This is a genomic window from Amycolatopsis sp. PSD-21 (assembly GCF_055561455.1).
Window position 1 is genome coordinate 1 of record NZ_CM145712.1, and the last position, 12202, is coordinate 12202.

Annotated in this window: 8 protein-coding genes; all 8 read left to right on the forward strand. The window is 67.6% G+C overall.

The features are described from left to right. The 8 genes from dnaA to ACZ1DY_RS00040 all read left to right on the forward strand — a co-directional run bounded on the left by dnaA (position 1) and on the right by ACZ1DY_RS00040 (position 12200). Positions 1-1635 carry a chromosomal replication initiator protein DnaA gene (gene dnaA / locus ACZ1DY_RS00005; protein WP_126734760.1) on the forward strand — a complete coding sequence of 545 codons (1635 nt, stop codon included), beginning with the start codon at positions 1-3 and terminating at the stop codon, positions 1633-1635. 1099 nt (positions 1636-2734) lie between these two features. Next, positions 2735-3868: a DNA polymerase III subunit beta gene (gene dnaN / locus ACZ1DY_RS00010; RefSeq protein WP_020632653.1), complete on the forward strand. Its 1134-nt coding sequence runs from the start codon at positions 2735-2737 to the stop codon at positions 3866-3868. Between the two features lie 37 nt (positions 3869-3905). Then, on the forward strand, positions 3906-4796 hold the full coding sequence (gene gnd / locus ACZ1DY_RS00015) for a phosphogluconate dehydrogenase (NAD(+)-dependent, decarboxylating) (protein WP_126734761.1): 891 nt from the start codon (positions 3906-3908) through the stop codon (positions 4794-4796). A gap of 9 nt (positions 4797-4805) precedes the next feature. Next, positions 4806-5960 carry a DNA replication/repair protein RecF gene (gene recF, locus ACZ1DY_RS00020; RefSeq protein ID WP_126734762.1) on the forward strand — a complete coding sequence of 385 codons (1155 nt, stop codon included), beginning with the start codon at positions 4806-4808 and terminating at the stop codon, positions 5958-5960. Positions 5961-6235: 275 nt separating this feature from the next. Beyond that, a complete protein-coding gene (locus ACZ1DY_RS00025) occupies positions 6236-6727 on the forward strand; it encodes a DciA family protein (protein ID WP_192747980.1) in 492 nt (163 codons plus the stop codon). A gap of 205 nt (positions 6728-6932) precedes the next feature. Next, the gene (gene gyrB, locus ACZ1DY_RS00030) at positions 6933-8900 is read left to right on the forward strand and encodes a DNA topoisomerase (ATP-hydrolyzing) subunit B (protein WP_257483546.1); all 1968 of its coding nucleotides are present in this window, start codon (positions 6933-6935) and stop codon (positions 8898-8900) included. Between the two features lie 51 nt (positions 8901-8951). Further along, positions 8952-11477 (forward strand): DNA gyrase subunit A, encoded by a 2526-nt coding sequence (gene gyrA / locus ACZ1DY_RS00035; RefSeq protein WP_126734764.1) that lies wholly within the window; start codon positions 8952-8954, stop codon positions 11475-11477. A gap of 36 nt (positions 11478-11513) precedes the next feature. Beyond that, positions 11514-12200 (forward strand): DUF3566 domain-containing protein, encoded by a 687-nt coding sequence (locus ACZ1DY_RS00040; RefSeq protein WP_125679336.1) that lies wholly within the window; start codon positions 11514-11516, stop codon positions 12198-12200. The last annotated feature ends 2 nt before the right edge of the window (positions 12201-12202 follow it).

A 12202-nucleotide genomic window follows, 5' to 3' on the forward strand; every position in this document is an offset into this window, starting at 1 on the left:
GTGTCCGATCACCAGCACAATCTTGGCGTCATCTGGGAGCAGGTCGTGCGCGAGCTGTCGGATGGCACCCTCTCCCCGCAGCAGCGCGCCTGGATGCGGGTGACCCGGCCGATCGGCCTGCTCGACGGCACCGCGCTCCTCGCAGCCCCCAGTGACTTCGCCAAGGAAGCGATCGAGCGCGCCCTCCGCGGCGCCATCACCGAGGCCCTTTCGCGCCGGCTCGGCCGCGCGGTCTCGCTCGCGGTGAAGGTCGACAGCACCGAGCCGTCGATGCCTCCGCCGCCGCCCTCGCCCGGCCCCCGCTACGAACCGACGTCACCCAGCCGGGTGGAAAACGGTTCCGGTCCGGTGCCGGGTACTCCTCCGCTGCCCGACGGCGACGGCATGCTGTCCCCGACCAGGCCCCGGCCCGAGCCTCCGAAACCGAGGCCGCCGAGGCAGCAGCCGGTGGACAACAGCCTCAACGATGGCGATGACAGCGATGAAGAAGTCGACGAAGAGGGCGAGGCCCTCGCCGCCGTGACCGAGATCTGGCCGACCTTCTCCGGGCAGCCGATCGCGGGCCAGCCGTACACCGCGCCGGCGCAGCCGCAGACGTCGAAGACGAAGCTGAACGAGAAGTACACGTTCGACACGTTCGTGATCGGCGCGTCGAACCGCTTCGCGCACGCGGCCGCGGTCGCCGTCGCCGAAGCACCGGCGCGCGCGTACAACCCGTTGTTCATCTGGGGAGAGTCCGGACTCGGGAAGACCCACCTGCTGCACGCGGTCGGGCACTACGCCCAGCGGCTGTTCCCCGGCATGCGCGTGCGGTACGTGTCGACCGAAGAGTTCACCAACGACTTCATCAACTCGCTGCGCGACGACCGCAAGGTCGCGTTCCAGCGCCGCTACCGCGACATCGACATCCTGCTCGTCGACGACATCCAGTTCCTGGAAGGCAAAGAAGGTACGCAGGAAGAGTTCTTCCACACCTTCAACACCCTCCACAACGCGAACAAGCAGATCGTCGTCTCCTCCGACCGCCCGCCGAAGCGCCTCGAAACGCTGGAAGACCGGTTGCGCACGCGGTTCGAGTGGGGCCTCATCACCGACATCCAGCCGCCGGAACTCGAAACCCGGATCGCGATCCTTCGCAAGAAGGCCGCACAGGACCGGCTCGCGGTTCCCGGCGAGGTCCTGGAGTTCATCGCTTCGCGCGTCGAGGCGAACATCCGGGAACTCGAAGGCGCGCTCATCCGCGTCACCGCCTTCGCGTCGCTGAACCAGCAGCCCGTCGACGTCGCGCTCGCCGAGATCGTGCTCCGGGACCTCATCCCGGATTCGCACGCCCCGGAGATCACCGCGCCGACCATCATGGGCGTCACGTCCGAGTTCTTCGACGTGACCCTCGACGACCTCTGCGGCCCCGGCAAGACGAAGGCGCTCGCGACCGCGCGCCAGATCGCGATGTACCTCTGCCGCGAACTGACCGACATGTCGCTGCCGAAGATCGGCCAGACCTTCGGCGGCCGCGACCACACGACCGTCATGCACGCGGACAAGAAGATCCGCAAGGAGATGGCCGAACGGCGCCGCATCTACGACCAGGTGCAGGAACTGACATCGAGGATCAAGCAGCGCGCCAGGCAGTGATATCTGTCGAACGCTGACTGTGTTCTCTGTCGAGCGCTGATGAAAAGCGCGCCGAAGGGGCGTCGTTCCGCTTCCACCTCGAGGTGAGCGGGAAGGCGCCCCTTCATCGCGTTTTCGTGGGCCTTCGGCCCGAAAGAGGGCGCTCGACGGTGAAGTCTCCGTCGGGCGCGGGGCGCCCTTGGGGAGACCGTTGGGTCGCTTGAGTATCAATCCCTTGGCCGACAAGGGTTTCGGGCTCTCACCGGTAGGTGGGAGCCCCCTTCGTTGTGTCCACATAGGCCCGAAGCGTGTGTAGAGGCGCGAAGGGCGGGTACATGAGGAGAAGCGGCGAAGGGCGCGAAGGCGCCTACGCTGCCTTCGCGATTTTCCTTGTGTACAAAGGGAATCCACAGGGTGTGGGCAGACTGTGCACAACTCCGGTAGGTTCGGGAACTGCGGCGACCGGGTTTCCGTCCACATCGCACTCACAGGGAATCCACAGCATTTCCACACCAAGATCCACACCCTGTCCCCAGGTTGCCCACATCTTGTGCACAAGGGTGACGCGGGCTGCACGGATCACTCTCCCGAGCGATTCCGGTCACGAACGCCGCCCACAACCCTGGGTACAAACCGGCGCACAACTGGGGATAACCGTGGGGACAACTGTGGATGACTGTGGACAGATCGAGCGCCGCCCGAATCCATCCACGGACGACCCGAGCTGTCCACCGTCCGTACACACCCGGAGTCCACAGCCTCCGAGGCGCCCGGACCTGCGCGAACGAGCCTTGTCCACACAATCCACAACGCCTATTACTACTGCTGTCTTTTCTTCTTCTCTAGAAGAGAACAAAACAAAAACAGGCGAAGGACGAATCTGGGGACAGCCGGCGAGCCGTGTCGTCTTGTCGACAAAAGCAAGGGGAGGCCGAGGTGACGCGGACCCCGGGGACGGCCTAACGTGGGTCCCTGCACCTGGTCTGCGTGTCGACGTGCGTCCGCGTCCTCGCTCGGACCGAACAACACCTGCGAGGCACCTGGCCATCGCGCTCTCCGGCCGAGGTGACCCGTTGAGCTTTCGAGCCGTCAGGGGCTCGGCTGTCGAAAGGAAGCGCGCATGAAGATCCGCGTCGAGCGTGACGGGCTGGCCGACGCCGTCGCGTGGGTGGCGAGAAGCCTCCCGTCGCGGCCTCCGGTCCCGGTGCTGGGCGGTGTCCTGCTCGATGCGGGATCCGACGGGACGAGTGACGCCCTCACCGTCTCCGGATTCGACTACGAGGTCTCCGCCACGGTCGGCGTCCCGGCCACCATCGCCGACGGCGGCCGTCTGCTGGTCTCCGGCCGCCTGCTGGCCGACATCACCAAGTCGCTGCCCGCGCAGCCGGTCGAGATCTCCGTCGACGGCGCCCGCGCCACCATCACCTGCGGCTCCGCGCGCTTCTCCCTGCCGACCATGCCGGTCGAGGACTACCCGCAGCTCCCGTCCCAGCCCGCCTTCGCCGGTGAACTCACCGGTGACGCGTTCGGCCAGGCCGTCACCCAGGTCGTCGTCGCCGCGGGCAAGGACGACACCCTCCCGATGCTGACCGGGATGCGGCTGGAGATCTCCGGCTCTTCGCTGACCCTGGTCGCCACCGACCGCTTCCGCCTCGCGATGCGCGAGTTCACCTGGGAGCCGGCCGAGGGCCTGTCCGACGCCGCCGTGCTCGTCCCGGCGCGCACGCTCGCCGAGGCCGCGAAGACGCTCGGCGCCAGCGGTGCCAAGATCCGGCTCGCGCTCGCCAGCGGCGAAGGCCTTCTCGGTCTCTCGGGTTCCGGCCGCTACACCACCACCCGCCTCCTCGACGCGGAGTTCCCGCCGTACCGGCAGCTGCTGCCCGCGCAGCACACCTCGCGCGCGGTCATCGAGGTCTCCGCGCTCGCCGAGTCCATCAAGCGTGTTTCGCTCGTCGCCGAGCGTGGCACCCAGGTGCGGCTGGAGTTCAACGACGGTTCGCTGCGCCTGTCCGCCGGCGGCGACGACGAGGGTTCGGCCGAAGAAGAGCTTCAGGTCGACTACGAGGGTGAGCCGGTGACCATCGCGTTCAACCCGGGTTACCTCGTCGACGGGCTCGGCGCGCTGAACGCGAACCGGGCGGAACTGACGTTCACCACCCCGAACCGGCCGGCGCTGATCAAGCCGGCCGACGAGGAGGGCAACGTCGTCCCCGGCTACCTGTACCTCCTGATGCCGGTTCGCCTTCCGGGCTGACCGGCCGCCCATTCTGTTCGCACCAAAGGGGATCTTCATGGCTCAGCTGGGACTCATCGGCCTCGGCAAAATGGGGTTCAACATGCGTGAGCGGCTGCGCGCGGCCGGTCACGAGGTGATCGGTTACGACCGCAACCCCGACGTCACCGACTCCACCTCACTCGAGGACATGGTGTCCAAACTGGACGGTCCGCGGATCGTCTGGATCATGGTGCCCGCCGGCGAACCCACCCGGCAGACCGTCGCGGAGCTCGGCAACCTGCTGTCCGAGGGCGACCTCGTGATCGACGGCGGCAACTCGAAGTACACCGACGACCGGATCAACGCGGACCTGCTCGCGACGAAGAAGATCGGCTACCTCGACTGCGGGGTTTCCGGTGGCGTGTGGGGCAAGGACAACGGCTACGGCCTGATGGTCGGCGGCGCGGCTTCGGACGTCGAGAAGGCCATGCCGATCTTCGACGCGCTTCGTCCCGAAGGTCCGCGTGACGAAGGCTTCTCGCACGCCGGCGCCGTCGGCTCCGGTCACTACGCGAAGATGATCCACAACGGCATCGAGTACGGCATGATGCAGGCCTTCGCCGAAGGCTTCGAGCTGCTCGAAGCCGCGAAGGTCGTCGAGAACGTGCCCGCGGTGATCAAGGGCTGGCAGCGGGGGACCGTCGTCCGCTCGTGGCTGCTCGACCTGCTCGTCCGCGCGCTCGACGAGGACCCGGAGCTGGACGACCTCGAGGGCTACGTCGAGGATTCCGGCGAAGGCCGGTGGACGCTGGAAGAGGCGATCAACAACGCTGTCCCGGCGCCGGTCATCTCGGCCGCGCTGTTCGCCCGGTTCGCTTCGCGCCAGGAGGACTCCGCCGCCATGCGGGCCGTGGCCGCGCTGCGCAACCAGTTCGGCGGGCACGCCGTCAAGAAAGCCGGCGACTAGGCAGGACGGTTGTACCTCAGACACCTCCAGGTCACCGACTTCCGGTCCTGGCCACAAGCCGATCTCGCGCTCGAACCCGGCCCGACCGTCCTCGTCGGACAGAACGGCCGCGGCAAGACGAACCTCCTGGAGGCGATCGGCTACATCGCGACCCTCGGCTCGCACCGCGTCGCGACCGACGCGCCGTTGGTGCGGCACGGGTGCGAACGCGCGCTGATCAGGGTCGCGGTGGTCAACGACGACCGCGAGCTGACGGTCGAGCTGGAGATCACGCCCGGCAAGGCGAACCGCGCGCGGGTCAACCGCGGCGCGGTCGGCAAGCCCCGCGATGTCCTCGGAATCCTGCGCACCGTGCTGTTCTCCCCGGAGGATCTGGCGCTGGTGCGCGGGGATCCCGGGGAGCGCCGCCGCTTCATGGACGAGCTCCTCGTGCTGCGCGCTCCCCGGTACGCCGGGGTCCGCGCCGACTACGAGAAGGTGCTGAAGCAGCGGAACGCCCTGCTCAAGACGGCGGGCAAGCGGCGTACGGGACGCGAAGACCCGTACGCGTTGTCGACGCTCGACGTCTGGGACGACCACCTGTCGGTGGCGGGCGCCGCGCTGCTGGCCGCCCGGCTCAACCTGATCGCGGATCTCGCGCCGTACGCGGCCGCCGCGTACATGGGGGTCGCGCCCGACTCTCGTCCGGCGAAGATCGCGTACAAGTCGAGCCTCGGCGAAGCGATGCCGGAGGGCTACGGGGATCCGGACGGTCCTCGCGCCGACCAGGCGGTACTCAAGGATGTGCTGGTCGAGGCGCTGAAACGGTCGCGGAACCTGGAGCTGGAGCGCGGGGTGAGCATGGTCGGCCCGCACCGGGACGAGCTGGATCTCATCCTCGGCGAAGCGCCGGCCAAGGGCTACGCCAGCCATGGGGAGTCCTGGTCGTTCGCCCTCGCGTTGCGTCTGGGAAGCTACGAGCTCCTGCGTGGCGAGGCCGGGGAACCGGTGCTTCTGCTGGATGATGTGTTCGCCGAGCTGGACCGGCGTCGCCGGGCCCGGCTGGCGGAGGTGGCGGCAGGCGCCGAGCAGGTGCTGGTGACCGCCGCCGTGGACGAGGACGTGCCCGCCGAACTGGCCGGACACCGGTTCCTCGTGGCGGATGGTGAGATCAACCGAGGGTGATCGGCGGGCAGCGGACACCCCGGGTGACCGGCGCCACAGCAGTTGCCCACCGATCTGGGGACAAACCTGTGGACAGTGTGGATAACACCAGGAAAGCGTTATCGCCCCGCGTGACCAAGGGGCCTGATAAGCGGCTTGACACCCCCCACTCGGGCGGTAACCCGGGTGAGGGAGCCTTGTTCGATACGCAGCGTGAACCCACTGCGGTATCGAACGGTGCAACCGATACCGAAAGCAAGGAGCCGGCCACGGGGCGTGACCTCGCGCGCGCCGCGCTGGACGCCGCGAAGGCGAAAGCCAAGGCCCGTGGAGTTGAACCGGGCGTCCGCCGCGGCCGTATCACCGGAGGGGGAGCCGGTTCGGCCGGGCAGAGCCCGCGACGTCGTCGCTGGTCAGGGCCGGGTGCCGACGCCCGCGACCCGCAACCGCTCGGCAGGCTCGCCTCCCGGATCGCGGTCGACCGCGGCTGGAACACGCGGCTGGCCAACGGCCAGGTCTTCGGGAGCTGGACGCGGCTTGTGGGTGAAGAGGTCGCCGAACACGCCCAGCCGGTGGCCTTGAAGGACGGCGAGCTGACCGTGCGAGCGAGCTCGACGGCGTGGGCGACGCAGCTTCGCCTGCTCCAGGGGCAGCTGCTGGCGAAGATCGCGAAGGGTGTCGGGCACGGCGTAGTGAAGAAGATGCGGATCCAGGGGCCGACGGCGCCGAGCTGGCGGAAAGGGCCCCGGCACGTGCCGGGCCGCGGCCCGCGTGACACGTACGGCTGATCCGAGTTGCGCTTCGCCGGGACTGTGCCACCAGCGCCCCGAGAACGCGCCCAGAGCGCTTCGCGAACGTCAAGACTCTTCTTCGAACGAATTAGCGCGCCTGTGAGCAAATCAGGGGTGTCCTTGCCGCATGTCTGCGAACGCGGCCAAGTACACTGGGGATGAGCGAGCGTCCGCTCGGGCGAGACGAGGAGAATCAACGCCTGTGACCGAGAACAAGAGCGAGTACAACGCGTCGTCGATCACGGTGCTCGAAGGCCTCGAAGCCGTCCGCAAGCGTCCCGGTATGTACATCGGTTCCACCGGTGAACGCGGCCTCCACCACCTCGTCCAGGAGGTGGTCGACAACTCCGTCGACGAGGCGATGGCCGGCCACGCGACCAAGGTCGAGGTTACCCTGCTGGCCGACGGCGGGGTGCGCGTCGTGGACGACGGCCGCGGCATCCCGGTCGACATGCACCCCAAGGAGATGAAGCCGACCCTCGAGGTCGTGCTCACCGTGCTCCACGCGGGCGGCAAGTTCGACAGCGACTCCTACGCGGTCTCCGGTGGTCTGCACGGTGTCGGCGTCTCCGTGGTGAACGCGCTCTCGACCAAGCTCGTCGCCGAGGTCAAGTACGGCGGGCGCAGCTGGCGTCAGGTGTACACCGACCAGATCCCCGGTGAGCTGGAGGATCTCGGCCCCGCCGACGAGACCGGCACCACGATCACCTTCTGGGCCGACGGCGACATCTTCGAGACCACGACGTACAACTTCGAGACGATCTCCCGGCGTCTCCAGGAGATGGCCTTCCTCAACAAGGGCCTGACCCTTTCGCTGCGCGACGAGCGCGTCGCCGACGAAGAGACCGAAGCCGACGCTTCCGGCCAGGCGGCGCGGGTCAAGGAGAAGACCTACTGCTACCCGGGCGGTCTCGAAGACTTCGTCAAGCACATCAACGGCAGCAAGGACCCGATCCACGCGTCCGTGATCTCCTTCGAGGCCAAGGGCACCGGCCTCGAGGTCGAGGTCGCCATGCAGTGGAACAACGGTTTCACGCCGTCGGTGTACACCTTCGCCAACACGATCAACACCCACGAGGGCGGCACGCACGAAGAGGGCTTCCGCGCCGCGCTCACCCGCGTCGTCAACGCGTACGCGCGCGAGAAGAAGCTGCTCAAGGAGAAGGACGCCAACCTCTCCGGCGACGACGTGCGCGAGGGGCTCGCCGCGATCGTCTCGATCAAGCTCTCCGAGCCGCAGTTCGAAGGCCAGACCAAGACCAAGCTGGGCAACAGCGAGGCCAAGACGTTCGTGCAGCAGACCTCGAACGAATGGCTGGCCGACTGGTTCGAGCGCAACCCCACCGAGGCGAAGACGATCATCAACAAGTCGATCTCCTCGGCGCAGGCGCGGATGGCCGCCCGCAAGGCGCGGGATCTGGTCCGCCGCAAAGGCGCGCTGGAGATCGGCGGGCTGCCCGGCAAGCTCAAGGACTGCCGCTCGACCAACCCGTCGGAATGCGAGCTCTACATCGTCGAGGGTGACTCGGCGGGCGGTTCGGCCAAGGAAGGCCGCGACTCGATGTACCAGGCGATCCTGCCGATCCGCGGCAAGATCATCAACGTCGAGAAGGCCCGGATCGACCGCGTCCTCAAGAACACCGAGGTCCAGTCGCTGATCACCGCGCTCGGCACCGGTATCCACGAAGAGTTCGACATCGAGAAGCTGCGCTACCACAAGATCGTGCTGATGGCCGACGCCGACGTGGACGGCCAGCACATCACCACGCTGCTGCTCACCTTCCTGTTCCGGTTCATGCCCCCGCTGATCGAGCACGGACACGTGTTCCTCTCGCGCCCGCCGCTGTACAAGATCAAGTGGCCGCGGCAGGACCCGGAGTACGCCTACTCCGACAAGGAACGCGACGCCGTCATCCAGGCGGGTGTCGAAGCAGGCCGGAAGCTGCCGAAGGACGACGCGATCCAGCGCTACAAGGGTCTCGGCGAGATGAACGCCGAAGAGCTGTGGGAGACCACGATGGACCCGGCGAACCGGCTGCTCGGCCAGGTCACCCTGGACGACGCCGCGCAGGCCGACGACCTGTTCTCCGTCCTGATGGGCGAGGACGTCGAAGCGCGCCGATCCTTCATCACGCGTAACGCCAAGGACGTGCGCTTCCTCGACGTCTAGCGACGTCCCGCTCTTTTGTCCCCTTAGGACTGCTCCCACGAGAAGGACCTCATGACGGAAACCTTGCCGCCGGCTCCGGACCACGACCGGATCGAGCCGGTCGACATCCAGCAGGAGATGCAGCGCTCCTACATCGACTACGCGATGAGCGTCATCGTGTCGCGGGCGCTGCCGGACGTGCGGGACGGCCTCAAGCCGGTGCACCGCCGCGTGCTGTACTCGATGTTCGACTCCGGCTTCCGCCCCGACCGCGGGTACAACAAGTGCTCCCGCGTCGTCGGCGACGTGATGGGCAACTACCACCCGCACGGTGACTCCGCGATCTACGACGCGCTCGTGCGGCTCGCGCAGCCGTGGTCGCTGCGGTACCCGCTGATCGACGGCCAGGGCAACTTCGGTTCCTCGGGCAACGACCCAGCCGCCGCCATGCGGTACACCGAGTCCCGGCTGGCGCATCTCGCGATGCACATGCTGCAGGACATCGAAGAAGAGACCGTCGACTTCTCCGACAACTACGACGGCCGCACCCAGGAGCCCGACGTCCTGCCGTCGCGGTTCCCGAACCTGCTGGTCAACGGTGGTTCCGGGATCGCGGTCGGGATGGCGACCAACATCCCGCCGCACAACCTGCGCGAGGTCGCCGACGGCGTCAAATGGGCGCTGGAGAACTTCGAGGCCAGCGACGACGAGCTGCTCGCCGCGCTGCTGGTCCGGATCAAGGGCCCGGACTTCCCGACCAGGGCGATGATCCTCGGCAACTCCGGGATCGAGGACGCGTACCGCACCGGCCGCGGTTCCGTGCGCATGCGCGCGGTCGTCGAGGTCGAAGAGGACGCCAAGGGCCGCACGATCCTGGTCGTGTCCGAGCTGCCGTACCAGGTCAACCCGGACAACCTGGTCGAGAACATCGCGAACCTCGTCCGCGACGGCAAGCTCACCGGCATCTCCGACATCGCCGACGAGTCCAACAGCCGCAGCGGCATGCGGATCGTCGTCACGATCAAACGTGACGCGGTCGCCAAGGTCGTGCTGAACAACCTGTACAAGCACACCCAGTTGCAGCAGAACTTCGGTGTCAACATGCTGGCACTGGTCGACGGCGTGCCCCGCACGCTGCGGCTGGACCAGATGATCCGGCACTACGTGAAGCACCAGATCGACGTCATCGTCCGCCGGACCCGCTTCCGGCTGCGCAAGGCCGAGGAACGCGCCCACATCCTGCGCGGTCTGGTCAAGGCGCTGGACATGCTCGACGAGGTCATCGCCCTCATCCGGCGCTCGCCGTCGGCCGAAGAGGCCCGGCCCGCCCTGATGAGCCTGCTGGACGTCGACGAGATCCAGGCCACCGCGATCCTCGACATGCAGCTCCGCCGCCTCGCGGCACTGGAGCGGCAGCGGATCATCGACACCCTCGCCGAGATCGAACTCGAGATCGCCGACCTCAAGGACATCCTCGAGAAGCCCGAGCGGCAGCGCGCGATCATCGCCGAGGAACTGCAGGAGATCGTCGACAAGTACGGCGACGACCGGCGCACCAAGATCATCCCGTTCGACGGCGAGGTCTCGGTCGAAGACCTCATCGCGGTCGAGGACGTCGTCGTCACGATCACCCGCACGGGTTACGCCAAGCGAACGAAAACCGATCTGTACCGCTCGCAGAAACGCGGCGGCAAGGGCGTACAGGGCGCGACCCTCAAACAGGACGACATCGTCCAGCACTTCTTCGTGTGCTCGACGCACGACTGGATCCTGTTCTTCACGAACAAGGGCCGCGTGTACCGGGCGAAGGCGTACGACCTGCCCGAGGCCAACCGCAACGCGCGCGGCCAGCACGTCGCGAACCTGCTCGCGTTCCAGCCCGACGAGCAGATCGCCCAGGTCATCGAGATCCCGAACTACGAGGTCGCCCCGTACCTCGTGCTCGCGACCCGCCGCGGCCTGGTGAAGAAGACCAAGCTCACCGACTTCGACTCCAACCGCGCCGGCGGCCTCATCGCCGTCAACCTGCGCGAAGGCGACGAACTGGTCGGCGCGGTCCTCGCGGCCGCCGAGGACGACCTGCTCCTCGTCTCCGCGGAAGGCCAGTCGATCCGCTTCCACGCCACCGACGAGGCCCTGCGTCCCATGGGCCGCGCGACGTCCGGTGTGCTGGGCATGCGGTTCAACGACGGCGACGAACTGCTCGGCATCAACGTCGTCCAGCCGGACCGGTTCCTCCTCGTCGCCACCGCCGGCGGCTACGCCAAGCGCACGCCGACCGACGACTACCCGGTGCAAGGCCGCGGCGGCAAGGGTGTGCTCACCATTCAGTACGACCAGAAACGTGGCAGGCTGGTGGGCGCGGTCATCGTCGACGCCGAAGACGAGCTGTACGCGATCACCTCCAGCGGCGGGGTGATCCGGACTTCGGCCGGACAGGTGCGCAAGGCAGGCAGGCAGACGAAGGGAGTGCGGCTGATGAATCTCGACGAAGGAACAACTCTTCTCGCGGTCGCACGCAACGCGGACGAGCCCTCGGACGTCGCCACTGCAGGTAGTACTGAAGGAGAAGAAACCCCGGCGTCGGAGCAGGAGTAGACGACGCCCCACGTACTGGGTAAGGACTGACACCTCGTGACACCATCCGAGAAGCCCGAAGCAGGCGGCGCACAGGCGGGTTCGTCGAGCCCGCCCTGGCAGCGCGACAGCGGCGCCGGGGAACCCGAAGGCTCCAGCGAGCAGACGGTCTCGGTGTCTTCGGTCGCCACCGAAGACGTGGCCCACTCGGACCCGAAGCGGGACGCGACGACCGTGACCGACTATCACGGGGTCAGCGGCACAGCCGCGAAGAGGCTTTTCGGCGACAGCGGAGAGGGCGACCCCGCCCCCTCCGCCATCCCGTCGGCCTCCCGCACCCGTGCCGCGCCGACCGCTCTCCGCCGCCCCGGCCGCGGACCGCGTCGCGCCAGCCTGCAGATCAAACGCTTCGACCCCTGGTCGGTGCTGAAACTGTCCCTCGTCCTCGGCGTCGCGCTGTTCTTCGTGTGGCTCGTCGCCGTCGGCGTCCTCTACACCGTCCTCGACGGCATGGGCGTCTGGGACAAACTCAACGGGACCTACTCGTCGCTCGTCGGCGGCGAAGGGGCCGACGCGCCGGCCGACCCGTTGATCAGCGCCGGCCGCGTCTTCGGGATCGCGGCCATCCTCGGCGCCATCAACATCGTGCTGATCTCGGCGCTGGCCACCGTCAGCGCCTTCATCTACAACGTCTCCGCCGACCTCGCCGGAGGCCTGGAAGTGACCCTTTCCGAACGAGAGTGACC